General features: G+C 64.6%; 20 protein-coding genes. 10 read left to right on the top strand and 10 right to left on the bottom strand.

Annotated elements, in window-relative coordinates; all coding sequences use genetic code 11:
* Positions 1-41: 41 nt before the first annotated feature.
* Positions 42-494, bottom strand: a complete 453-nt coding sequence (locus tag QME24_RS00750; protein WP_009681655.1) for a YaiI/YqxD family protein — start codon at positions 492-494, stop codon at positions 42-44.
* A 168-nt stretch (positions 495-662) separates the two neighbouring features.
* Here QME24_RS00750 and QME24_RS00745 point away from each other — a divergent pair, with 168 nt between their 5' ends.
* Complete coding sequence (locus QME24_RS00745) at positions 663-3,512, top strand: class I adenylate cyclase (RefSeq protein ID WP_235768221.1); 2,850 nt, start codon at positions 663-665, stop codon at positions 3,510-3,512.
* 39 nt (positions 3,513-3,551) lie between these two features.
* On the opposite strand, the gene rnk is transcribed toward QME24_RS00745, so the two are convergent.
* From rnk to cyaY, 3 genes are all read right to left on the bottom strand, one after another.
* On the bottom strand, positions 3,552-3,962 hold the full coding sequence (rnk, locus tag QME24_RS00740) for a nucleoside diphosphate kinase regulator (RefSeq protein WP_009681653.1): 411 nt from the start codon (positions 3,960-3,962) through the stop codon (positions 3,552-3,554).
* Between the two features lie 146 nt (positions 3,963-4,108).
* A complete protein-coding gene (locus QME24_RS00735; protein ID WP_280091452.1) occupies positions 4,109-4,333 on the bottom strand; it encodes a DUF1289 domain-containing protein in 225 nt (74 codons plus the stop codon).
* A gap of 1 nt (position 4,334) precedes the next feature.
* A complete protein-coding gene (cyaY, locus tag QME24_RS00730; RefSeq protein WP_009681651.1) occupies positions 4,335-4,667 on the bottom strand; it encodes an iron donor protein CyaY in 333 nt (110 codons plus the stop codon).
* A gap of 250 nt (positions 4,668-4,917) precedes the next feature.
* On the opposite strand from cyaY, the gene QME24_RS00725 reads away from it, so the two are divergent.
* The 6 genes from QME24_RS00725 to QME24_RS00700 are packed head-to-tail and all read left to right on the top strand — an operon-like array spanning position 4,918 to position 9,538.
* Positions 4,918-5,130 carry a lipoprotein gene (locus QME24_RS00725; protein WP_054905169.1) on the top strand — a complete coding sequence of 71 codons (213 nt, stop codon included), beginning with the start codon at positions 4,918-4,920 and terminating at the stop codon, positions 5,128-5,130.
* A gap of 10 nt (positions 5,131-5,140) precedes the next feature.
* Positions 5,141-6,388: a diaminopimelate decarboxylase gene (gene lysA / locus QME24_RS00720; RefSeq protein WP_232892096.1), complete on the top strand. Its 1,248-nt coding sequence runs from the start codon at positions 5,141-5,143 to the stop codon at positions 6,386-6,388.
* Between the two features lie 4 nt (positions 6,389-6,392).
* A complete protein-coding gene (dapF, locus tag QME24_RS00715; protein ID WP_192441268.1) occupies positions 6,393-7,223 on the top strand; it encodes a diaminopimelate epimerase in 831 nt (276 codons plus the stop codon).
* Between the two features lie 13 nt (positions 7,224-7,236).
* Complete coding sequence (locus QME24_RS00710; RefSeq protein WP_009681647.1) at positions 7,237-7,947, top strand: DUF484 family protein; 711 nt, start codon at positions 7,237-7,239, stop codon at positions 7,945-7,947.
* Complete coding sequence (gene xerC, locus QME24_RS00705; protein WP_054905171.1) at positions 7,947-8,846, top strand: tyrosine recombinase XerC; 900 nt, start codon at positions 7,947-7,949, stop codon at positions 8,844-8,846. The genes QME24_RS00710 and xerC overlap by 1 nt, the downstream gene beginning before the upstream one ends.
* Positions 8,843-9,538 (top strand): HAD family hydrolase, encoded by a 696-nt coding sequence (locus QME24_RS00700; protein WP_054905172.1) that lies wholly within the window; start codon positions 8,843-8,845, stop codon positions 9,536-9,538. Before xerC ends, QME24_RS00700 begins: the two co-directional genes overlap by 4 nt.
* A 152-nt stretch (positions 9,539-9,690) precedes the next feature.
* On the opposite strand, the gene sutA is transcribed toward QME24_RS00700, so the two are convergent.
* The 3 genes from sutA to glnK form a co-directional block, all read right to left on the bottom strand.
* Positions 9,691-10,020: a transcriptional regulator SutA gene (sutA, locus tag QME24_RS00695; protein WP_009681644.1), complete on the bottom strand. Its 330-nt coding sequence runs from the start codon at positions 10,018-10,020 to the stop codon at positions 9,691-9,693.
* Between the two features lie 431 nt (positions 10,021-10,451).
* Positions 10,452-11,783, bottom strand: coding sequence for an ammonium transporter (locus QME24_RS00690; protein WP_029887805.1), 1,332 nt, complete (start codon positions 11,781-11,783; stop codon positions 10,452-10,454).
* A gap of 46 nt (positions 11,784-11,829) precedes the next feature.
* Positions 11,830-12,168, bottom strand: coding sequence for a P-II family nitrogen regulator (gene glnK / locus QME24_RS00685; RefSeq protein WP_002555808.1), 339 nt, complete (start codon positions 12,166-12,168; stop codon positions 11,830-11,832).
* Positions 12,169-12,550: 382 nt separating this feature from the next.
* Between glnK and QME24_RS00680 the strand changes: the two genes are divergently transcribed.
* Positions 12,551-12,817, top strand: coding sequence for an accessory factor UbiK family protein (locus QME24_RS00680; protein WP_009681642.1), 267 nt, complete (start codon positions 12,551-12,553; stop codon positions 12,815-12,817).
* 23 nt (positions 12,818-12,840) lie between these two features.
* On the opposite strand, the gene QME24_RS00675 is transcribed toward QME24_RS00680, so the two are convergent.
* Positions 12,841-14,853 carry a DUF4034 domain-containing protein gene (locus tag QME24_RS00675; protein WP_280091453.1) on the bottom strand — a complete coding sequence of 671 codons (2,013 nt, stop codon included), beginning with the start codon at positions 14,851-14,853 and terminating at the stop codon, positions 12,841-12,843.
* 257 nt (positions 14,854-15,110) lie between these two features.
* On the opposite strand from QME24_RS00675, the gene QME24_RS00670 reads away from it, so the two are divergent.
* Complete coding sequence (locus tag QME24_RS00670) at positions 15,111-16,601, top strand: YifB family Mg chelatase-like AAA ATPase (RefSeq protein ID WP_054905174.1); 1,491 nt, start codon at positions 15,111-15,113, stop codon at positions 16,599-16,601.
* A 45-nt stretch (positions 16,602-16,646) separates the two neighbouring features.
* Here QME24_RS00670 and QME24_RS00665 read toward each other — a convergent pair whose 3' ends face one another.
* Positions 16,647-17,015 carry a response regulator gene (locus tag QME24_RS00665; protein ID WP_281690731.1) on the bottom strand — a complete coding sequence of 123 codons (369 nt, stop codon included), beginning with the start codon at positions 17,013-17,015 and terminating at the stop codon, positions 16,647-16,649.
* The gene (locus tag QME24_RS00660) at positions 17,012-18,004 is read right to left on the bottom strand and encodes a response regulator (RefSeq protein WP_125854677.1); all 993 of its coding nucleotides are present in this window, start codon (positions 18,002-18,004) and stop codon (positions 17,012-17,014) included. Before QME24_RS00660 ends, QME24_RS00665 begins: the two co-directional genes overlap by 4 nt.
* Before the next feature lie 241 nt (positions 18,005-18,245).
* On the opposite strand from QME24_RS00660, the gene QME24_RS00655 reads away from it, so the two are divergent.
* Positions 18,246-23,294, top strand: coding sequence for an ATP-binding sensor histidine kinase (locus QME24_RS00655; RefSeq protein WP_281690730.1), 5,049 nt, complete (start codon positions 18,246-18,248; stop codon positions 23,292-23,294).
* The last annotated feature ends 66 nt before the right edge of the window (positions 23,295-23,360 follow it).

Here is a 23,360-nt window from a genome sequence, read left to right as displayed (position 1 = left end):
TGTGGGAGCGGCCTTGTGTCGCGAAAGGGCCGCGTTACACTTCAGGCCCTCGATAGTCGCGAAATGATCCGGTCCAGCGCATTGGCGAACGCCTGCTTGTCGCGCTCCCCATAAGCCGCCTGCCCTCCCCCGACCTGGCCCTGCTCGCGCAAATCGGTGAACAGGTTGCGCGCGGCCAGCCGATCACCCATGTTGCGCTCGTCGAACTCGCGCCCGCGTGGGTCCAGCACCGCCACGCCCTTCTTGACCAGGCGGTCGGCCAACGGCACGTCACTACAGATCACCAGCTCGCCCGGCACGGCATGCTCGACCAGATAATCGTCGGCCGCATCCATGCCACTGGGCACCACGATCAACCGCACGATCGCAAACGCAGGCCTGGCCACTGCCTGGCCCGCCACCATCACCACCTCGAACTTGCGCTTGAGGGCGAACTTGACGATCAGATCCTTGGCTGCCTTGGGGCAGGCATCGGCATCGATCCATACACGCATCGGATAATCTCTTCATCAGCTCAATGTGCTCATGATGGCTCATGCACGGCAACAGCCGGAACCGGCCGGCGCGCTGGAAAAATGGCGCCAATATTCCAATTAGCGCTTATCCGCCCCTGTTACTCAGGCTAAACTCGCCACAGCTTCACTGGCCTGCCCGAGCGCGCAATGAACCACCCCCACGAAATCCGCCCCGACCTGGACCAAGGCATCGACCGCAAAGTCCTGGCGACACTGCGCGCGCGTTTCCTGCACTTGAACCAGGCTCGGCTGCAGCGGGCAATGGAGGGCCTGTCGACACGTCAGCAACAAGTGCTGCTGCTGTTGCCCTTGCTGTTTCACGTGAACCACCCGCTATTGCCGGGTTACGTCTCGGGCAGCACCCCCGCAGGCGTCTCGGGCTACGAGCCCGGTAGCGAGCTGGTCGCAGAAGCCCAGCGCCTGGCCCGCTCATTCACCTACAAGGCCCAGCACGGCAACCCGCCACGGCCGATACACGGCCTGTTCCTGATGGGCAGCCTGGGCTCGCTGGCGCAGGCCGAGCACAGCGACATGGACGTATGGGTATGCCACGCCCCCGGCTTGCCCGAGCCGTTGCTCGAAGAGCTGCGCCGCAAGTGCCAACTGCTGGAAACCTGGGCGGCCAGCCTGGGCGCGGAGGCACACTTTTTCCTGATCGACACCCAAGGGTTTGCCCAAGGCCAGCGTGATGGTCAGCTTGGCTCAGACAATTGCGGGACTACCCAGCATTACCTGCTGCTGGACGAGTTCTACCGCACCACCGTGTGGCTGGCCGGGCGTACGCCGCTGTGGTGGCTGGTGCCGGTCTACGAAGAAGGCAATTACCAGGCCTATACCCAGACCCTGCTGGCCAAGCGTTTTATCCGCAGCCAGGATGTGCTCGACCTGGGCAACCTGGCGCACATTCCGCCCGGCGAGTTCATTGGTGCCGGCCTGTGGCAACTGTTCAAAGGCATCGACTCACCCTACAAGTCGCTGCTCAAACTGCTGCTGACCGAGGCCTACGCCAGTGAATACCCTGGCGTGCGCTGCCTGAGCCTGGACTACAAGCAGGCAGTGTTCGCCAACCAGCTGGACCTGGACGAGCTGGACCCGTATGTCATGGTCTACCGGCGCATCGAACGCTACCTGCTGCAAAAGGGCGAGCCTGTGCGCCTGGAACGGGTACGGCGCAGCCTGTACCTGAAGGTGAACAAGAAGCTCAGCGACCAGAACCGTAGCAATGGCTGGCAGCGCCGTTTGCTTCAGCGCCTGGCTGACCAGTGGGGGTGGGATGAGCGGCAGCTGGCGATACTGGACAGCCGCAGCCAATGGAAAGTCCAGCAGGTTGCCGTGGAGCGCCGCGAACTGGTGGCCGAGCTGAACCACAGCTATCGCTTCCTTGGCCAGTTCGCACGCACCCGAAACGCCAGCAGCCGCGCCGACCAACGCGAGCTCAACGTGCTGGGCAGGCGCCTGTATGCAGCCTTCGAGCGCCGTGCCGGCAAGGTCGAGGTGATCAACCCGGGTATCGCCCCGGACCTCGCCGAAGACACCCTCACCCTGGCTCAGTTACCTAACCGCAAGGAATCGGGGAGCTACCACTGGGAACTGTACAGCGGCAACCTGAGCCCGCACGACATCGAGTGCTTCAACCCGATAAAACGCTGCCGCGAGCTGCTGGAACTGCTGGCCTGGGCCCATCGCAACGGGGTCATCGACAGCGGCACGCGCTTGGCGCTGCACCCGGGTGTCAGTGACCTGAGCGAGTTCGAGCTGGTCAACCTGCTCGGTTGCCTGCAGCAATGCATCCCCCTGCCCTTGCCGACCGTGAGTGAGGTGCGCCTGCTGCAACCCAGCGTTGCCGATGAAGTGCTGCTACTGGTCAACGTGGCCATCGACCCACTGCGCCACCACCGCGACCTGAACATCCTGATGACCACCGAGCGCACCGACTCACTGAGCTATGCCGGGGTGCGGGAGAACCTGGTGCTGACCTTGGACCAGGTCACCCTGAACAGCTGGAACGAAGTGCTGGTTCAGCGCTTTGACGGCGAACACGCGCTGGTGCGCTGCCTGCGTGACTTTCTCAACAGCCCGGTGGCGCATGGCCACCGGCCGCGGGTACGGGTGCATTGCTTCTGCCCGAGCCGCGCACAGGCCATCAGCCAACGGGTGGAAGAGATCTTCGACACCGTGCAGCTGTTGCAAGCCCAGGGCCTGCAGCACCGCTACCTGCTACAGGTCGCCCGGCACACCCATGTGCTGGAGCTGCAAACGGGGCATGTCAGCCTGAGCACCCTGGCCGAGCACGATGCCCTGCTGGCCTACCTGGGCGAAGAACGCAGCGTCTACAGCCCGTTGTACCTGGACGCCAACGCCCTGCAAGATCAGGACCTGCGCCTGGTGCTGGAGCAGGGCCGGCCGGCGTGCATTCAGGTGTTCTACCGCCTGCAGGACGAATGGGCCGAGCTGTACGTGCTGGATGAATGCAACGCGTTATGGCAACAGCGCCTGCCGCTGCATGACGAGGCGCACCTGCTGTTGCCGCTGCAGCGCTTTTTGCGCTCGGTGGTGATGCGCCGCGAGGCTCGCCTGCCGCTGGATGACCTTGGGCAGGCGGCCCTGGATATCCAGTACGCGCAGCTACTGCCTGGCGGCCCGGGCAAGGCCCGCAGCATCGAAGCGCGCGTGGCCCCGCAGGAGGGCAGTGACCAGCCTTACTATGAAGTGCAGGCCATCATCCAGGCCGGTGTAGGGGGTGCTGCGCATGTGACACTGTACTGCGACCAGCAGGAGTTTTCCGAGCTGGAGCATGGGCCGCAGCTGTATGCGGTAGTGGCGCGGCAGATCATTGGCCAGCGGCGCGGGGCCGGGAAGTACCGGTGCTATATCACCGACCTGGATTTGTCCGAGCTGCTGGATGACCGGCTGGGGGCAACGCAGGTTTACCTGAGCTACAAGCGGGTGCTGGAGCAGGCATTGAACGAGGGGTTGGAGCAGGTGCTGTGCCAATGACCGGGCTGGTCCAACATGGGCCGCATGGCGGCCCAGGCCTCAGAGGTCGAAATCACCCGCCGCTTCAGGCTGGTACTCGACTTCCAGCAGTTTCAGCTTGAGGGTTTTGCCCCCCGGCGCCGGCCAGTCGATCTGTTCACCCACCGACAACCCCAGCAAAGCGCAGCCAATTGGCGCCAGCACCGAAACCTTGCCTTCCGCCCCGGCATCCTTCGGGTACACCAGGGTCAGGTGGTAGTCCTTGCCGCTGGCTTCCTCACGGCAGTGCACGCGCGAGTTCATGGTCACCACGCCTGCGGGTACTTCCTCATGACCGACGACCTGAGCGGCACGGTCCAGCTCCTCCTGCAGGGCGAACACACCCGGCGTACTCTCGTCGAGGCTGTCGATCAGACGCTCCAGACGCTGTACGTCCAATCGGGTGAGGATAAGGGAAGGCTTGGTGCTCATGATCCAGTCAGACTCCTTTGAACAGGCAATTTTCAATGCACAGATAAAGCAAAACCCCGCCCAAGGGCGGGGTTTGAAAAGGCTTTGGCGTCATCGACGCAGAACCCGACACTACCACAGACGGGCAAATACTCAAGCCCCTGCGGTCAGTGTGCCTTTGCCTGCGTACGCAGGACCTGTGCCTCGCGGCAGATCTGCCGGCGCCGCTCGTCATCGGCCGAGCGCCACTCGCGAATATGCTCGACATGCCGGTGGCAACCGGTGCAGACACGCTGCTCGTCGAGCCGGCAGACACTGATGCAGGGTGATGGCACCGCGGGGCTGACATTGCTGTACAACGGCTTGGGTGGCCGCGGCTGGGCGCTGCTCATGTCAGATCTCGTCGAAGTCCAGCTTTTCGCCAGCCCGCTCCCAAACGATGCGTTCGAGCATTTCGCCCAGCAGCTCTTCGCTCTTTTCGCAGACCCACTTTTTAGTCTCTTCGTCGTAGTCGAAGTGGAAACCACCGGAACGGTCAGCCAGCCACAGTTGGCGCAGCGGCTCCTGACGGCTGAAGATCAGCTGGGCGCCGCCTTCGAACTTGACGGTGAGCACGCCAGCGGAATTCTCCATGTCCAGGTCCAGGCCGCTCTCGTCGAACAGGTCTTCCAGGGCCTGTTGGGTCGCGTCGACCAGATCGTGGAAACGCGCTTCACTCAAACTCATTGCAGGAACCTCGAAATTGGCGGCATTACAGGCAAGCCGGGGAAGATACGGGCGCAACGCGCCAGCCGCAAGCTGCTAGCTACAAGCCGCAAGAAAAAGCCCAGCCTACACCCGATCGCTTTTTCTTGCCGCTTGAAGCTTGAAGCTTGCCGCGTCTGCTGCCCGCCCGGCGGACCGGCCCTTGCATAGGCAAGCCGCCGGTCGCTCGGTATACTCGGGCGCAATACTGCATTTTCTAAGGATTTCACCCATGAAGCGCCTGATTTCCTCCTTCGCGGCGCTGGTCGCTGTTGCCTGCCTCGTTTCGGCCTGCGGCCAGAAAGGCCCGCTGTATCTGCCGGACGACGGCGATAACGGTAAAGCGCACAAGTCGCACCAGCACTCGTCGAAAGCCAAGCCGACCGCGGTCCAGGAGCAGCCGCCAGCGCTCGAGTCCGAGCCCGAGCAGTCGCCTGCGCAGTAAAGGAAACCAGATGAACGCTTTCAACTACCGCGACGGCGAGCTGTTCGCGGAGGGTGTAGCCCTGTCAGCCATCGCCGAACGCCATGGCACGCCTACCTACGTGTACTCGCGCGCTCACATCGAGGCCCAGTACCGCAGCTACACCGACGCCCTGCAAGGCGCCGAGCACCTGGTGTGCTTTGCGGTCAAGGCCAACTCCAACCTCGGCGTGCTGAACGTGCTGGCACGCCTGGGTGCAGGTTTCGACATTGTCTCCGGCGGCGAGCTGGAGCGTGTGCTGGCGGCCGGTGGCCGCGCTGACCGCGTGGTGTTCTCCGGCGTGGGGAAAACCCGCGAAGACATGCGCCGCGCCCTGGAAGTGGGTGTGCACTGCTTCAACGTGGAGTCCACTGACGAGCTGGAGCGCCTGCAGGTGGTGGCCGCCGAAATGGGCAAGGTTGCCCCGGTATCGCTGCGGGTCAACCCGGACGTGGACGCCGGTACCCACCCTTACATCTCCACTGGCCTTAAAGAAAACAAGTTCGGCATCGCCATTGCCGACGCCGAAGCCATCTACGTGCGTGCGGCGCAGTTGCCGAACCTTGAAGTGGTCGGTGTCGACTGCCACATCGGCTCCCAGCTGACCACCATCGACCCGTTCCTCGACGCGCTCGACCGCCTGCTGGTGCTGGTCGACCGCCTGGCCGAGTGCGGCATTCACCTGCGCCACCTGGACCTGGGCGGCGGTGTCGGGGTGCGCTACCGTGACGAACAGCCGCCGTTGGTGGCCGACTACATCAAGGCCATCCGCGAGCGCGTTGGCGACCGCGACCTGGCCCTGGTGTTCGAGCCTGGCCGCTACATCGTGGCCAATGCCGGCGTGTTGCTGACCCGCGTGGAATACCTCAAGCACACCGAACACAAGGACTTCGCCATCATCGATGCGGCGATGAACGACCTGATCCGCCCGGCCTTGTACCAGGCCTGGATGGGCGTCAGCGCGGTCAAGCCGCGTGGCGGTGAAGGCCGTGCCTATGACCTGGTCGGGCCGATCTGCGAGACCGGCGACTTCCTCGGCAAGGACCGTGTCCTCGACCTGGCCGAAGGTGATTTGCTGGCTGTCGAGTCGGCGGGCGCCTATGGTTTTGTCATGAGCTCCAACTACAACACCCGTGGTAGATGCGCCGAAATCCTGGTTGACGGTGACCAGGTGTTCGAAGTACGCCGCCGCGAGACCATCGCCGAACTGTACGCTGGCGAAAGCCTGCTGCCGGAGTAAGCCCATGCTACTGCGTTTTACCAAGATGCATGGGCTGGGCAACGACTTCATGGTCCTGGACCTGGTCAGCCAGCACGCCCACATCCAGCCCAAGCACGCCAAGCAATGGGGTGACCGCCACACCGGCATCGGCTTCGACCAGTTGCTGATCGTCGAGGCGCCGAACAACCCGGAAGTAGACTTCCGCTACCGTATCTTCAATGCCGACGGCTCCGAAGTGGAGCAGTGCGGCAACGGTGCGCGCTGCTTCGCCCGTTTCGTGCTGGACAAGCGCCTGACCGCGAAAAAACGCATCCGCGTGGAAACCAAGAGCGGCATCATCGTGCTGGACGTGCAAAACGACGGCCAGGTGAGTGTCGACATGGGCCCACCGCGCTTCACCCCTGCCGAAATCCCCTTCGTCGCCGACGCGCAGGCGCTGAGCTACCCACTGGAAGTCGACGGCCAGTTGCATTCGATTGCCGCCGTGTCCATGGGTAACCCGCATGCCGTGCTGCGTGTCGACGACGTGCGTACTGCCCCCGTGCATGAACTGGGCCCGAAGATCGAAAACCACCCACGCTTCCCGCAGCGGGTGAATGCCGGCTTCCTCCAGGTCATCGACCGCCACCGGGCCAACCTGCGCGTGTGGGAACGCGGCGCGGGCGAAACCCAGGCCTGCGGCACCGGCGCCTGCGCCGCCGCCGTGGCGGCGATCAGCCAGGGCTGGATGGACTCCCCGGTATCCCTCGACCTGCCAGGTGGCCGCCTGCACATCGAATGGGCCGGCCCCGGCAAGCCCGTGGTGATGACCGGCCCGGCCGTACGCGTCTACGAAGGACAGGTTCGTCTCTAAGCGAGTAACCGCCATGACCGATCAGCCCAAGGTTGTACCCCAGCAGTCCGCCGAGCTCGATGCCGAGGCGGTGGTCGCCTACCTGCGCGCCCACCCTACCTTCTTCAGCGAGCACGACGAGTTGCTGATCGAACAGCGTATTCCGCACCAGCGTGGCGACAGCGTGTCGCTGGTCGAGCGCCAGCTCAAGCTGCTGCGCGACCGCAACATCGAGATGCGCCACCGCCTGTCACAACTGATGGACGTGGCCCGCGACAACGACCGGCTGTTCGACAAGACGCGCCGGCTGATCCTCGACCTGCTTGATGCCGGTAGCCTGGAAGAAGTGGTCATGGCCGTCGAAGACAGCCTGCGCCAGGAGTTTCAGGTGCCCTTTGTCAGCCTGATCCTGTTCGGTGACAACGTTGCCCCCGTGGGGCGCTGGGTCAGCAATGCCGAGGCCCAACAGGCCATCGGTGCCCTGTTGGGCGGTGGCAAGACGGTCAGCGGCAACCTGCGCGAACATGAACTGGCCTTCCTGTTCGGCGAGGAACAGCGCCGCGAGGTCGGCTCCAGCGCCGTGGCCGCGCTGGAGTACCAGGGGTTGCATGGGGTGCTGGCAATCGGTAGCCGAGACCCGCAACACTACAAGAGCAGCGTCGGCACGCTGTTCCTCGGCTACATCGCCGAAGTGCTCGGCCGTGTCGTGCCAAGGGTGACCCAGACCCTGCGTTCGGTACGCTGATGGAACGCCAGCTGGAGGCTTATTGCGCACACCTGCGCAGTGAGCGCCAGGTGTCGGAGCATACCTTGCTGGGCTACCGTCGCGACCTGGACAAGGTCATTGCCTATTGCAAGGAGCACGGTATTGCCGACTGGCAAGCGCTGCAGATTCAGCAGTTGCGTCAGCTGGTCGCCCGCCTGCATCACCATGGTCAGGCCTCGCGCAGCCTGGCGCGGCTGCTGTCCGCTGTACGCGGCCTGTACCGTTACCTGAACCGCGAAGGCCTGTGCCAGCACGACCCTGCCGCCGGCTTGAGCGCCCCCAAGGGCGAGCGCAAGCTACCCAAGGTGCTGGACACCGACCGTGCGCTGCAGCTACTCGATGGCGGCGTGGACGACGACTTTATTGCCCGCCGTGACCAGGCCATGCTGGAGCTGTTCTATTCCTCGGGCCTGCGCCTGTCTGAGCTGACCAACCTCGACCTGGATCACCTGGACCTTGCCGCCGGCCTGGTGCAGGTACTGGGCAAAGGCGGCAAGGCGCGGGTGCTACCGGTCGGCCGCAAGGCCCGCGAAGCGCTGAAGGAATGGTACCGCCTGCGCGGCATCGGCAACCCGCGCGACCGCGCCGTGTTCATCACCCGCCAGGGCAACCGCATCAGCCCCCGTACCGTACAGCAGCGGGTCAAGGCCGTGGGTGAACGTGAACTGGGCCAACACCTGCACCCGCACATGCTCCGCCATTCCTTCGCCAGCCATGTGCTGGAATCGTCCCAGGACCTGCGCGCAGTGCAAGAGATGCTCGGCCATGCCGACATCAGCACCACGCAAATCTATACCCATCTGGACTTCCAGCACCTGGCGGCGGTGTACGACAGCGCCCACCCCCGGGCCAAACGCAGCAAAGGCACAGACTCATGAGCATCAAGCTGATCACCTTCGACCTCGACGACACCCTGTGGGACACCGCGCCAGTGATTGCCAGTGCGGAAGTCGTGCTGCGCGACTGGCTCGAAGCCAACGCCCCCCTCCTGGGCGGGGTGCCGGTGGAACACCTGTTCGCCATCCGCGAACGCCTGGTGCAGGCCGAGCCCGGCCTGAAACACCGCATCAGTGCCCTGCGCCGGCGGGTACTGTTCCATGCCCTGGAAGAAGTCGGCTACAGCGAGAAACACGCACAGGACCTGGCCAATGAAGGCTTCGAGGTATTCCTGCATGCTCGCCACCAGGTGCAGATCTTCCCCGAGGTGCAGCCAATGCTGGAGATCCTGCGGCATCAGTACACCCTGGGCGTTGTCACCAATGGCAATGCCGACGTCAGCCGGCTAGGGCTGGCGGATTACTTCCGCTTCGCCCTGTGTGCCGAGGACCTGGGCATTGGCAAGCCGGACCCGGCGCCGTTTTTGGAGGCCTTGCGGCGTGGCGAGGTCGACGCCGGTGCGGCGGTGCACATTGGTGATCACCCGGCTGACGACATTGCCGGTGCCCAGCGCGCCGGGTTGCGTGCGGTTTGGTTCAACCCGCAGGGCAAGGCCTGGGCGGGCGAGCAGGCGCCGGATGCCGAGATCCGGCACCTGTCGCAGCTGCCCGACGTGCTCGCACGCTGGCGCTGACAGGGGCCGCTTTGCGGCCCATTCGCGGGCACGCCCGCTCCCACAGGGACCGTGCAGGTCCCAAGACCTGTGGGGGCGGGCTTGCCCGCGAAGCGGCCGGCACAGGCACAAAAAAGCCCGCAGCGACGGCGGGCTTCTTGACGATCAGCCAATCAGATAGGGCGGCTGCCGTACTTGTTGTCCGGCTTCTTGGGCGGGTCGGCGACCACGTTGGCCTCGACTTCCTGCACCTTGCCACCGCGCGACAGAAATTCTTCCATCGCCTTGGCCAGTGCATCACGCTCTTTCTGCTTGGCTTCCATGCTCGGCATCTCGTCTACCGAGACTGCCGCCTTGGATTTGCCCTTGGCAGCGGGTGCCGGGCTGCTGTCGTCATCGCCAGCGTCTTCGACGCCGTCATCAGCCGCCGCTTCGAGGCCTTCATCGCCCTCGTCTTCGTCACCTACTTCGAGGTCATCATTTTCCAGATCGTCGTCGCTCATGTTCTACCTCATGACTTGCGAAAAGCAGGTTAGTTATAGACCAGTGCAGCCGTAGACCGGCAGCTACCAGTGAAAATTCAACTGGCCGTGGGTTAGGCCACTGCCCTTGGGGCCGGCGCTCCTGATGGGAGGCGGTACCCAGCAGGCCCTGCTCCTGGCAGAACCTGACAAATCCATTAGCCCCTGCTGGCCACTCGCTATTGGCAAGCCTAGCAAAGGCTGGTTGAAGTGCGCGGACTGCTTGCCAAACACCCTTCGGCGCGCATTCTAGCGCGCCGGTAGAAAAAGCAAAGCACCATAAATGCCCTACGACTTGTAAGTTTTTTGCCTACGTCGCGAACGTGCCGGATAAACCGTTTGCCGAGCGGGAAATGTTAAAAATCTGGCAAAAAAATGCCCGGCAAGCCGGGCAAGTTTTTACCGCGTCGCAGTTACAGGTTGTAGCCGCGCTCGTTGTGCTGAGCCAGGTCGAGACCGACCGACTCTTCTTCTTCGTTGACCCGCAGGCCCATCACCAGGTCCAGCACCTTGAGAATCACGTAGGTGACGATGGCGGTGTAGACCACGGTAAAGATCACGCCTTTGGCCTGTACCCAGACCTGCATGCCGATGTCGGTGACAGTACCGAAGCCGCCCAGTGCCGGGGCTGCGAACACGCCGGTGAGGATGGCGCCGATGATGCCGCCCACACCGTGAACACCGAAGGCGTCCAGCGAGTCGTCATAGCCCAGCTTGCGCTTGAGGGTGGTGGCGCAGAAGTAGCAGATCACACCCGAAGCCAGGCCGATTACCAGGGCACCCATGGGGCCCACGGTACCCGCGGCCGGGGTGATGGCGACCAGGCCGGCAACCACACCCGAAGCGATGCCCAGGGCGCTCGGCTTGCCGTGGCCGATCCACTCGGCGAACATCCAGCCCAGTGCCGCAGCGGCGGTGGCGATCTGGGTCACCAGCATGGCCATGCCGGCGGTGCCGTTGGCCGCTGCAGCAGAACCTGCGTTGAAGCCGAACCAGCCGATCCACAGCATGGCCGCGCCCATCAGGGTGTAGCCCAGATTGTGGGGCGCCATCGGGGTGGTCGGGTAGCCTTTGCGCTTGCCCAGTACCAGGCAGCAGACCAGGCCGGCGATACCTGCGTTGATGTGCACCACGGTGCCGCCAGCGAAGTCCAGTACGCCCCAGTCCCACATCAGTGCACCGTCACCGCTCCACACCATGTGCGCGATTGGCGCGTATACCAGGGTGAACCAGATACCCATGAACACCAGCATCGCGGAGAACTTCATGCGCTCGGCGAAGGCACCGACGATCAGCGCAGGGGTGATGATGGCGAAGGTCATCTGGAAGGTGATGAACACCGCTTCAGGGAACAGCGCAGTGGCCGAAGTCAGGCTCTCGGGCGTGACACCGCTGAGGAAGGCCTTGGAGAAGCCGCCAACGAACGAATTGAAATTGAGTACGCCTTTTTCCATACCGGCGGTATCGAAGGCCATGCTATAGCCGTAGACGACCCAGAGAATGCTCATCAGGCCGGTGATTGCAAAGCACTGCATCATCACCGACAGCACGTTCTTGGAACGCACCATGCCGCCATAGAACAGGGCCAGGCCCGGAATGGTCATGAACAGCACCAGCGCCGTCGCGGTCAGCATCCAGGCGGTGTCGCCGGAGTTCAGCGCTGGGGCAGCTTCCTCTGCCAGGGCGAGCCCGGGGGTTACGAGGGACAATAGGGCTCCTAGCCCTGCGATCTTACGCAGAGTCATGTTGTTTTCTCCTGGGGCTTTGGGTTTGGTGAGGCTTTGTTGTTGCTTAGATCGCGTCGGTATCGGTTTCGCCGGTACGGATACGGATCGCCTGCTCCAGATTCACCACGAAAATCTTGCCGTCACCGATCTTGCCGGTGTTGGCTGCCTTGGTGATGGCTTCGATTACCCGATCAAGGTCCTTGTCATCGATGGCGACATCGATCTTCACCTTGGGCAGGAAATCGACCACATACTCAGCACCGCGGTACAGCTCGGTGTGGCCCTTCTGGCGACCGAAACCTTTGACTTCGGTGACGGTGATACCCTGCACGCCGATTTCCGACAGTGACTCGCGCACGTCGTCCAGCTTGAACGGCTTGATGATGGCTGTGACTAGCTTCATGAAACTCTCTCCCGATTTGGTGGACTTGCCCCAGGAAAACAAACCCGTCTCAAGTCTAAGCGCAGCGGTTGGCTTTGTAACGCGTCGTCGGCATCCGGCTCCGCGTGCGCACTGCCTGGTCACAAGGAACTGCATCAGTGCATGGCTCGAACTGGTCTTTGCAGAAACCTTGCCAGTTCCGCCAAAGCCACGAAAAACAGCGAGTTATGTGATTTAGTCAGGATTGGCCAGTCGCCAGCATGCAGATCATGCACAGTTTCGGTGCGCGCAGGCGGGGCCTGCTGCTCGAAAAACGTGCAGTAGCGCGAGCGTCTGTTAAAGAAAGGCCCATGTGCGTGCGTGCTACACTGCTGGCCATTTCTCGGTTTCAATGGAAAGCCCCATGCTCGCGCCCAAAGCCCTTCTCGATGCCCTGAGCGACCAGGCCTCGCGCCTGTTCAGCAGCGATACCGCACAGCCTCGCGCCGAACTGGAAAGCCAGTTCAAAGTGCTGATGCAAGGGGCGTTCAGCAAACTGGACCTGGTCAGCCGTGACGAATTCGACAGCCAGATGGTCGTGCTGGCGCGCACCCGTGCACGCCTCGAGGCCCTGGAGCAACAGGTAGCAGAGCTGGAAGCGCGGCTGGCCCCTACTGCCCAGCAGGACTGAACCAGCCCTGCCGCTGCCACACGTCAGGCAGAAACCCGCAGGGCGTTCAGCTCAGGCGGCCTGGGCGGTAGCTCACTGGCATGCAGGGTGCCGCGCAACAGCGCTGCACCACATTGGGTGAACACTGTTTTCACCCGGTTGTGCGAGTTGAGAATCTCGGCCTGGATACGCGCGATGGCGGCGTCTGTTGGCTGCAAGCTGGCCGCACGGTTGGCCCACTCGATGGCGGCAAAGCGGCTTTGCTTGCGGGTGCCGCGCCCCTGCATCCAGGCCAGCCCCAGCTCGGCACTGGCGCGTGCGGCAATTCCCAGGTCAGGGTGCTCGACCAGGCTCAACAGGTACGCCACAGCCTCGGCCCGCTCCCGAGAGTTGCCGAACTGGCGCAACAGGATGCCCAGATGCAAACGCGCGCGGGCATTGGTCTGGGAATCGCCCAGCGCGTCGACCAGCAGGTGCCTGACGGCCAGCATGGCGCTGCGCTCGCTGAGGTCCTCGCTACCCTTCATGCGCAGGCACGCCAGCTTGTATTTGGCCCGGCGGCTGCCCGCTGCCACTGCGCGCCGTAGCCAATGTTCAGCGGCCTGGCGATCAATGTACTCCTGCGGGGTATTCGCCTGGCCACCACAGTACAAGTCATACAAGCCAAGGGCTGCCCCCGGCAGGTTCAGTTCGGCACAACGCTCATACAGGTAGACGGCCACTTCATGGCGGTTGGCAGCCAACAGCAGGCGCGCCGCCGCAAGCACCGTGAACCCCGGCGCATGGCCTGCCAGCTGGCGTTTCACCGCCCGCTGCGACCATGCCCGGGCCTGCTCGGCCGAGCGTGGCAGCCCCCACAGACCAAAGCAGTGCCCTGCGGCGCGCAAGGCACAGGCGCCCGCATGGCAGCGCCCGTCGCACAGGCGCTCGAGGGCGCGGCGCAGCAACTGCTGCTGATCCGCCAGGCCGTCGCGCAGTATCAGCTCGGCCAGGCAACGGAACGGCTCGCCCATGGCCCCGATGGCTCCATGATCGGCATTGCATGCCAGGCTCGCGGCAAAGTCGCCAATCGCGCCGGCCTGATCGTGCAATGCAGTACAGCGCAACGCCCCCTGCCAAGCCAGCAGTACTGCGCGCTCCCTTGGCCTCAGCGGGCGCTGTGCCCAGGCGTCGAACAACTGCTGCCAGGTGGCCACGGCCTGCAACTGGTCGGCAGCCGGCAACAGTAGCTGTTCTTCGACGGCCATCCAGCGCAAGGCGTTACGCAGGCGCTCGTCCCAACCGGCGCACAACGGGCCGCTGGCCAACAGTTCAAGCGCATCGGCACCGGCGCCCGACCGCGGCAACAGGTAGATAGCCAGGGCCTGGATGGCTTCGAAGCAACCGGGGCGCAGGCCCAGTGCGTGGCGGAGCCAGTAGTAACGCGGGTCCTGGATGTCCTGGTAGGTCCGCTTGGCCAGGCACGCGGGCAAGCTGCTTGGCAGTTCCGCCAGCGGTTGCACCCCATGCCTGACCAACAGCGGCGCGGCGGCTTCCTGCACCTCCACGTCGGCATGGGCACTGGGCCGATAGCGCGCAGGCCGCCCGTTGAACAACTCGGCCAACCAGCCAGGCTCGCGCAACTGCGCACTGACGCGCAGCATGCCGATGGCCGCTGCCAGCGGTTGCGCCGAACGCTCCAGCGCCTGCAGCAGGTGCGCAGTCGCGGTTTCGCATATCTGCCCTACGGCCAGCACACGCGCAGCGTTGGGTTGGCCATCAGCCTGTACCCGGCAAGCGCGGTGGAAGCAGTGCATGCCCATTACCACGTGCGGGTGGTAAGCCTTGGGGCAGGCATCGACCCAGGCTTTGAGCACCTGGCTCGGGGCTTTGTCGCCCTGGTTGTCGAGGTCGGCGAACATGTGGCCTTCCAGGGCCGCCAGGTAGGCCGGAAACTCGCCGGGCGGCGCCTGATACCACTGCGCCTCGAGGCGGTCGAAAAAACGGGTAAGTTCAACGAATGCGCGGGCCTGCACCAGTTCGCGGATTACCTGGTGAGTGTGGGTGAGCGTTTGCACGGAGCAATTCCTCAAGTCCATTTGGAAGAAGGCACAGTGCCATTCCATGGCAACTGCAGTTGCCCAACAACACTAAGCCATACCCGGCCCCTGCGCAAAGAATATTGGATCCACCTTTTGCTCAGAGGTGTAAAAATCCGCGATAAATCCCTGCCCGGAAAAACCACGACGCACACTTCTTGCGCCGGCAGTAGGAGCGCTGGCTATCCTGTGCGCTACCGCAGGAAGCGGCCTTCACCCGCGACAACGGAGCGTCCATGTCCCTAGCCCTCGTCCATAGCCGCGCCCAGGTGGGCGTACAGGCACCGGCGGTCAGCGTCGAAACGCACCTGACCAATGGCTTGCCGCACCTCACCCTGGTCGGCCTACCGGAAACCACCGTCAAGGAAAGCAAAGACCGGGTACGCAGCGCCATCGTCAATTCCGGGTTGAACTACCCACAACGGCGCATCACCCAGAACCTCGCCCCCGCCGACCTGCCCAAGGATGGCGGGCGCTACGACCTGGCCATTGCCTTGGGCATCCTCGCCGCCGACGGCCAACTGCCAACCGCGGCCCTTGCCGAGCTTGAATGCCTGGGCGAACTGGCACTGTCTGGCACGTTGCGCCCGGTGCAGGGGGTATTGCCGGCGGCACTCGCGGCCCGCGAAGCAGGCCGGGCGCTGGTGGTGCCACGGGAAAACGCCGAGGAGGCCAGCCTGGCCAGCGGCCTGGCGGTGTATGCCGTGGGGCACTTGCTGGAGCTGGTTGCCCACCTCAACGGCCAGGTGCCCCTGGCGCCCTATGCGGCCAACGGTTTGATCCTGCAGCAACGGCCTTACCCGGACCTGAGCGAGGTGCAAGGGCAACTGGCAGCCAAGCGCGCCTTGCTGCTGGCAGCCGCCGGGGCGCACAACCTGTTGTTCACCGGCCCGCCCGGCACCGGCAAGACCTTGCTCGCCAGCCGGCTGCCCGGGCTGCTGCCGCCGCTGGACGAGCACGAGGCGCTGGAAGTGGCGGCGATCCAGTCGGTCAGCGGCCATGCACCGCTGAGCAACTGGCCGCAGCGCCCCTTTCGCCACCCGCACCACTCCGCCTCTGGCCCGGCACTGGTGGGGGGCAGCAGCCGGCCGCAACCTGGCGAAATCACCCTCGCCCACCACGGTGTGCTGTTCCTTGACGAGCTACCGGAATTCGAGCGCCGCGTGCTGGAGGTGTTACGCGAGCCATTGGAGTCCGGTGAAATCGTGATTGCCCGGGCCCGCGACAAGGTACGCTTTCCCGCGCGCTTTCAGCTGGTGGCGGCCATGAACCCCTGCCCTTGCGGCTACCTCGGCGACCCGACCGGCCGTTGCCGCTGCAGCACCGAGCAGATCGCCCGCTACCGCAACAAACTGTCCGGGCCACTGCTGGACCGCATCGACCTGCACCTGACCGTGGCCCGCGAAAGCACCACGCTGAACAACCAGCCTAGCGGTGAAACCAGTGCCGCTGTGGCTGTGAAAGTGGCACAGGCCCGAGCGCTGCAACACGGGCGTCAGGCCTGCGCGAATGCCTTCCTCGATCTCGAAGGTTTACGCCGGCATTGTGCCTTGAAAGCCGCCGACCAAGTCTGGCTGGAAAATGCCTGCGAGCGGCTGACGCTATCGCTGCGCGCGGCACACCGGTTGTTGAAGGTAGCGCGAACGCTGGCGGACCTGGAGGGGTGCGAGGCCATTGGCCGGGCGCATCTGGCCGAGGCCCTGCAGTATCGGCCGGGGAGCAGTTAGGTTCAGCAGTGGCCTTGCAGGCAAGGGCCTGCACCATCCCCTGGTTTACTGGCGGCCAGCCAATGCCCGTTCAACCACCGCCAGCAATACCTCTTCAGAAAACGGCTTGCCCAGGCACTCCAGCGCCCCCAGCCGCGTCGCCGCGTGCATGGCGGCATCATCCCAATGCGCCGACATGCAGATCACCACTATCGGCCATTGCCGAAGCGCCAGCTCACGCTGCACGTGCAGCCCGCTCATGCCGGGCATCTTCAGATCGAGCAGCACGCAACCGGCCTGCCCTGCCCGTTCAGACGACAGGAACGGGGCACCGCCGGCGAAGGTCAGGGGCTCGAACCCGGCTGAACGCAGCAGGTTGGCCAGGCTCTTGCGCACCGAAGCATCGTCATCGACGATGCATACCCATCTGCTCATGCGCCGCCCATGCCCTCCTGCTGTGTGCCGAGCACGTTGTGCATGGCCACCAACTCCACCAATGAGCGCGACTGCATCTTGTTCATGATGCTCTTCTTGTGCACCTTGGTGGTCACCTCACTGGTGCCGATCTGCCTGGCGATCTGCTTGTGCGACAGGCCGTCGACCACCAGCGAGAACACCTGGCGCTCACGCGGGGTCAGGCGCTGGTACTTTTCCGCCACGAGCCGGGCATGGCGCCACTTGCGCCCTTCGGCCACGGCACGCACCCGCAGCGTCCCCAGCAGGGCCAGCAACTGCTCCTCGTCAAAAGGCTTGGTGAGGAACTCCACGGCACCTGCGCGCATCGCCTGCACGGTCATCGCAATGGTGCCAAAGCCGGTCATGAACACGATCGGCCAGGGCAGCGCCAGCTGGCGCAGCGTTTCCTGCACTTGCAAGCCGGTGATATCGGGCAGGTGCATGTCGAGCAACAGGCAGGCGTAAGGGGTTTCCAGCCGGGCTTCAAACAGCGCCTCGGCACTGGCGAACAGATGATGGGGTATGCCCTGCGAGCGCAGCAGCCGGCCGAGCGCCGTGCGTACCGATGGGTCGTCATCAACCACCAGCACTGGCACATCCGCACTTTCGCCGGATGGCTCCAGGGTGTCGGCGCCTGCGCACAACGGCAAAGCCCCCAATGCCCGGCCTGGGGCCGCGAAGCTGATCTCGGCCGCCAACCGGTAGCCACGCCGAGGTACGGTCTGAATCAGCCCACGGTCGCCAAATGCCTTGCGCAGCAACGACACCTGGACCTGCAGGTTGTTGTCCTCGACCACGGTGCCGGCCCACACCTGGCTGAACAATTCTTCCTTGTCGACCACCCGGCCCTTGGCCCTGATCAGTGTGGCCAGCACCTCGAACGCACGCCCGCCCAGCAGCATGGGCTTACCGTCGAGCAACACTTCGCGGCGCTCCAGGGACACCAGGGCATTGCCTATTCGGATCATGGCTTCCTCGCACGGGCACGGGCATTCGCGCAGCCACGAACAGCGTAGGCCAGCGGATGCGGTGGAACAATTATCCCGAGGGATAGGGTGTTCAAGGCACTATACAAGCGCCCGGAAAAGGCCAGGGGACGATAACGGACAACAGCGTGCCCGTTCCTGCCAAGCGGGCTGCAACCCGCATTCCCCTTGGGCTGGCTGCGTATACTCACGTCTCGGGATGTCGCCAGCAGGGGGGTGTTTCATGCGCGATGAACGCCTTGCTCACAGGCCCATCGATTACGACCAGACAGTCGACGAAAGCTGGCTCAACAACTGCGACATCACAGCGTTGGGCCAGGATGGCGAGCTCAGTTGCTTCCGCCTGTGCGACCCCACCAGCGGGCAAGCCTGGCTCGCCATGCGCGCACCGCTCGAAGCGCCCGCCGCCTGTCAGCGCCTGGAGCGCGACTACCGGCTGAAACTGGACCCACAGTGGGCAGTGGTGCCGTGCGCGTTCGTGCGTTCCCCCGAAGGCCCACTGCTGGTGTACCCGGCCGGTCACTCCATCGCCGACCTGCTCAGCGAAGGCCGGCTGGCGCTGGAGCCGTTCCTGGAGATTGCGCTGAATGCCGCCACTGCCTTGGCCCAGGCCCACCAAAGCCATGTACTGCACGGCGCCCTGCAGCCAGACCATGTGCATGTGCAGGACAACTTGCAGGTGCGGCTGGGCGGGTTCCGTGCAACACCTGCGCATCCGCTCGGCAAGCAAGGCATGCCGCTCGGCAACTGGACCTACCTGGCGCCCGAGCAAGTCTGCCCGCACGGCAGCAACAACGACCTGCGCAGTGACATCTATGCCCTGGGGGCGATCCTGTACCAGCTCCTGCTCGGTGAATTGCCACTGACCGGGCGCGATACCCAGCACTGGCGTCAGCTGCATGCCGGGGTACAACCCAAGACCGCCTGCGAAGTCGACAACCGCGTGCCGCAGCCGCTGAGCAGCGTGCTGGCCAAGGCCCTGGCCAAGGAACCGGACGCACGCTACCAGAGCGCACACGCCCTGGCCGTGGACCTGGGCTACTGCCACCGGCAATGGGCTGCCAGCAAACACATGGCGGCCTTTGAACCAGGTTGCGCCGACCCGGTCGCCGCCCATGGCAGCCGCCTGTATGGCCGCGATGCCGAACAGCAGGCCATTGCGCTGCTGCTCAAGGGGTTGCGCCGCGACAGCACGCCGCAAGTGCTGCATATTCAAGGCGCCGCAGGCATGGGCAAGTCGAGCCTGGTGGCCGCTGCACTCAAGGCCAATGCTCAAGGGTACTGGGCGGTCGGCAAGTGCAACAGCGTGTCGCAGGCTGCGCCCTACGCGCCCTGGGTGGAAATCCTCGGCGCCCTGACCACCCAGTTGCTGGCCAAGGACAGCCACGAACTCGACGCCCTGCGCCACGACATCCTGCGCCGCATCCAAGGCCACGGCCGGCTGCTGGGCAAACTGGCGCCAGACCTGCAGCTAGTGCTCGGCGCGTTGCCGCCACTGCCAGGCAAACTTACCCCCATGGCGCTGCAGAAGGAGCTGCGGGCCGTGGTCGAATTCCTTGCAGTATTCAGCCGCCCCGGCCTGCCACTGGTGCTGTTCATCGACGACATCCAGTGGGTCGATGAGGCCTCGCGCCAGCTCCTGGCGCAACTGCTGGCAAACGCGCCCGGCAACCTGCTGCTGATCTTTGCCCAACGCAGCGACACCGGCACTACCCAAGGCCCGGCCAGCGTCCCTCACACACTGCGCAGCACCACCCTGAACCTGCGCCCGCTGGCCGTTGGCGCGGTGGCCGAGTTGATCGCCGAGCGCTACCACGTGGATGCCGAAGCCGCCTTGGCACTGGCTGCACAGGTACATGAAAAGACCGCAGGCAACCCGTTCTTCATCCACCAGATCCTGCGCGCCATGGTCGAAGACCAGTTGTTCTTCTTCGATACCCAGGCCATGCGTTGGTCGTGGTGCCCACAGGCCGTGGCCCGGCACCGTTACGCCGACAATGTCGCCGAGCTGATGATCCACCGCCTGGCGCGCCTGCCCGCGCCACAGCGCGACGTACTGCGCATCGCCAGCGCCGCAGGCAGCCGCTGCGACAATGGCGTATTGCAGCGGGTGCTGGGGCGGGCGCCAGGCACTGCGGTGCAGGCCCTGATTGCCGCGGGCTTCCTGCTGTCGAGCCAGAGCGGCCTGGGCTTCGTGCATGACCGCGTGCAGGAAGCGGCGTATCAACTCACGCCAGGGCACGAGCGCGAAGCGCTGCATGCGCGCATTGCCCTGGCCATGCTCGGGGCTTGGCCAGACCGCTTGCAGGCGCTGCTGTTCGAGATTGCCCATCAGCTGCAACGCGCCAGCCCGTGCGGGTTTGCCGCAAATGACTGCGCAACCTTCCTGCAGCTTACGTACGAAGCGGCACAGCGGGCGCGTGACAGCCGCGCCTATGAGCAGGCCGCCGGCTACCTGCACACGGCACAACAGCTGCTCGAAGCCTGCAGTACGCTGGAAAGCCGCGCGACGCTTGGCTTTGCCATTGCCAGCATGGCAACGGAGTGCGACTTGCAACTGTCGCGCACGGTCGCCGCCCAGGCCCGCCTGGCTGAATGCCGCCAGCGTGCCGGCTCGACGCTGGAGCGGGCCAGGGTGTGCCAGTTGCAGGCACGCCTGGAGACCTTGCAGGGTAACTGCCAGGCTGCCATCGCCAGCGCGCTTGGCGGCCTGCGGATGCTGGGTATCGAACTCGCGCCAGGCCTTGACCCACACCAGGTGCAAGCCAGCCATGCCCGTGTGCAAAGCCTGATCGAGCAGAAAGGCCTTCACTGCCTGGAGTCGCTGCCACGCACCGACTCGCAAGAGGTGGTACTGGCAGTGGGTTTGCTGGCGACCCTGTCGTCATCCTTCCTGGTGCAGGACGACCTGTGTTTCCTGCACCTGGCCAAGCTCACGGAGCTGGCGTTGCTGCATGGCGTGGCGCCAGGGAGCACCTACGGCCTGGCCTGGTACGGGGTGATGTGCGCCGAGCGTTTTGGTGCCTATCACGATGGCCATGGTTGCTGCCTGGCGGCGCTCAAGCTGATCGAGCGCCACGGCCTGGAGGCCGACCTGAGCAGCGCGCTGCTCGCTCTGGACCAGCTCAGTGCCTGGACGTCGCCCATGGAGCTGGCCCGCCGCACCGCCGTGGAGGCCGTCGATTCGGCGCACCTGAGCGGCGACCTGGCCATGAGCTGCCATGCCTGCAACCACTTGGTTTCCGACTCGCTGATCATGGGCCGCTACCTGCCGGAAGTGGCCGAGGAAGTCGCCCAGGGCCTGGCCACTGCGCGCCGGCATGGCTACCTGGAGGTGGCGCAGACCCTGCTGGCCCAGCAAGCGTTCGTCGCCGCCCTCAGCGGCACCACCGGCACGACCGCAACCGCACCCTCGAACTCGCCCATTACACGGTTCTTCGAGTACCTGTTCGCCGGCATGAGCGCCTTCTACCTGGGCAACCGTACGCAGGCCATGGCCAACCTGGCGCGGGCCGGCGACTACGCCTGGGCCGCGCCGGCCCACATCAACCTGGCCGACTATCACCTGTTCCGTGGCTTGCTCCTGGGCAGCCCGGAGGCCCCCGACAGCCTTGCCGACAAGCTGCACGCACTACAGGCATTGCGTGAGCGCTTCGCTCACTGGGCAGGCTTCAACCCGGCTACGTTCCGCAACAAATTGCTGCTGATCGAAGGGGTGATCGCCAAGCTGGAGGGCGACGGGTTGGCCGCCATTCGTTGCTTCGACCAGGCCCAGATCGCCGCCACCGCTGCCGGCTTCATCCACGAACAGGCGCTGGCCCATGAGCAACTGGCGGAAGTGTGCATCCCCAGCGGCCTGATTTCCGGTGCCAACCTGCACCTGCGCGTCGCTCGCGATTGTTTCCACATCTGGGGCGCAACCGGCAAGGTGCAGCAACTCGAGACCCTGCATCCGTTCCTGCGCACCCAGCCGATCCAGGAAACCCAGCGTGCCACGCAGCAGGCCAGGCTGGACCTCGAGGCCGGTATCGAAGCGGCGCGAGCGCTGTCCGAGGAGGTGCTGCTGGAAGGCCTGATCGAAACCCTGATGGGCCACCTGACCGAGCACTCCGGCGCCGACCACGGTGCGCTGCTGATCGTCAGCGGTGCCGAATTCCAGATGGCCGCCCTCGCCTACATCGACGATGCCGGGCTGCACGTGAACATGGACAATTGCCAGAAATTCATGACCCAGGCGCCGTTATCGGTCATCAACACCACCATGCGTACGCGCAAGCCGCTGGTGCTGAGTGATGCGCAAAGCGATTGCCCCGAAGCCTTTCGCCACGACCTGCAGGCACGTGGTGCCCGCTCGGTACTGTGCCTGCCCCTGGTGATCCAGGGGGTGCTGATCGGCCTGGTGTACCTGGAAAACCGCCTGGTACCCGGCCTGTTCGGCAGCCAGCGCCTGGCCATGCTGGAGATCCTGGCGGCGCAGGCCGCGGTGTCACTGCAAACGGCCAAGTTCTACACACGCCTGGCCGAAGACAACCAGAGCCGGGCGCAGATAGAGGCGGAACGGCGTCATTCTCGCGCAGAGCTTGCGCGCACTGCCCACCTGCAAGTCATGAACGAACTGTCGGCCTCGATTGCCCACGAAATAAGCCAGCCGTTGCTGGGTATCGCTGCCAATGCCGCCGCCAGCCTGCGCTGGCTGAAGCGTGCAAAGCCCGACCTCGAAGAAGCGATGGCCGGGCTGGAGGACATCCGCAACGATAGCGAGCGTGCTGCCAACATCCTGCGGGCGTTGCGCTCGCTGGCCAAGCAGGCACCGCTGCAGCGCCAGGCGGTGAAGCTGGACGCGGTGATCCGCGAGGTGGTGCGCCTGACCTCGACCGATGCCGCCAAGGGTGCAGTGCAGGTGCAAACCCACTTGCACGCGGGGGTCAGCGTGGTGGCCGACCCGGTGCAGTTGCAACAGCTGATGTTCAACCTGATCACCAATGGCCTGGAGGCGCTGGCGGGGTACCGTGCCGATGGCGTGCTGCGCATTGCCTCGGCGGTAGTTGCGGGGCAGGTAGAGATCTGTGTGGACGACAACGGGCCGGGCATTGCGGTTGAAGAACGCGAGCGCGTGTTCGATGCGTTCTACACCACCAAGGGCAGCGGCATGGGCATGGGGCTGGCGATCTGCAATTCGGTGGTACAGGCCCACGGCGGCCAGTTGCAGGCGTTGGTGTCGGAGCTGGGCGGCTGCCGGATTAGCTTCACCCTGCCGGTCAGTGACCGCTAGCCTGTGCCGGCCTGTTCACGGTGCACCCCGCACCTGCGCATACCACGCTGCAGGAACGGGTGTACC

Origin of the sequence: Pseudomonas sp. PARCl1, from assembly GCF_947311875.1 — a bacterium.
GTDB classification, from domain to species: domain Bacteria; phylum Pseudomonadota; class Gammaproteobacteria; order Pseudomonadales; family Pseudomonadaceae; genus Aquipseudomonas; species Aquipseudomonas juntendi.
Note: the sequence above shows the minus strand (reverse complement) of the source record. Positions and strands in the feature narration are given on the sequence as shown.

Bases quoted from the DNA above. Each gene is read 5' to 3' on its own strand.
- QME24_RS00750 (WP_009681655.1), bottom strand. From the start codon at position 494: ATGCGTGTATGGATCGATGCCGATGCCTGCCCCAAGGCAGCCAAGGAT.
- QME24_RS00745 (WP_235768221.1), top strand. From the start codon at position 663: ATGAACCACCCCCACGAAATCCGCCCCGACCTGGACCAAGGCATCGAC.
- rnk (WP_009681653.1), bottom strand. From the start codon at position 3,962: ATGAGCACCAAGCCTTCCCTTATCCTCACCCGATTGGACGTACAGCGT.
- QME24_RS00735 (WP_280091452.1), bottom strand. From the start codon at position 4,333: ATGAGCAGCGCCCAGCCGCGGCCACCCAAGCCGTTGTACAGCAATGTC.
- cyaY (WP_009681651.1), bottom strand. From the start codon at position 4,667: ATGAGTTTGAGTGAAGCGCGTTTCCACGATCTGGTCGACGCGACCCAA.
- QME24_RS00725 (WP_054905169.1), top strand. From the start codon at position 4,918: ATGAAGCGCCTGATTTCCTCCTTCGCGGCGCTGGTCGCTGTTGCCTGC.
- lysA (WP_232892096.1), top strand. From the start codon at position 5,141: ATGAACGCTTTCAACTACCGCGACGGCGAGCTGTTCGCGGAGGGTGTA.
- dapF (WP_192441268.1), top strand. From the start codon at position 6,393: ATGCTACTGCGTTTTACCAAGATGCATGGGCTGGGCAACGACTTCATG.
- QME24_RS00710 (WP_009681647.1), top strand. From the start codon at position 7,237: ATGACCGATCAGCCCAAGGTTGTACCCCAGCAGTCCGCCGAGCTCGAT.
- xerC (WP_054905171.1), top strand. From the start codon at position 7,947: ATGGAACGCCAGCTGGAGGCTTATTGCGCACACCTGCGCAGTGAGCGC.
- QME24_RS00700 (WP_054905172.1), top strand. From the start codon at position 8,843: ATGAGCATCAAGCTGATCACCTTCGACCTCGACGACACCCTGTGGGAC.
- sutA (WP_009681644.1), bottom strand. From the start codon at position 10,020: ATGAGCGACGACGATCTGGAAAATGATGACCTCGAAGTAGGTGACGAA.
- QME24_RS00690 (WP_029887805.1), bottom strand. From the start codon at position 11,783: ATGACTCTGCGTAAGATCGCAGGGCTAGGAGCCCTATTGTCCCTCGTA.
- glnK (WP_002555808.1), bottom strand. From the start codon at position 12,168: ATGAAGCTAGTCACAGCCATCATCAAGCCGTTCAAGCTGGACGACGTG.
- QME24_RS00680 (WP_009681642.1), top strand. From the start codon at position 12,551: ATGCTCGCGCCCAAAGCCCTTCTCGATGCCCTGAGCGACCAGGCCTCG.
- QME24_RS00670 (WP_054905174.1), top strand. From the start codon at position 15,111: ATGTCCCTAGCCCTCGTCCATAGCCGCGCCCAGGTGGGCGTACAGGCA.
- QME24_RS00665 (WP_281690731.1), bottom strand. From the start codon at position 17,015: ATGAGCAGATGGGTATGCATCGTCGATGACGATGCTTCGGTGCGCAAG.
- QME24_RS00660 (WP_125854677.1), bottom strand. From the start codon at position 18,004: ATGATCCGAATAGGCAATGCCCTGGTGTCCCTGGAGCGCCGCGAAGTG.
- QME24_RS00655 (WP_281690730.1), top strand. From the start codon at position 18,246: ATGCGCGATGAACGCCTTGCTCACAGGCCCATCGATTACGACCAGACA.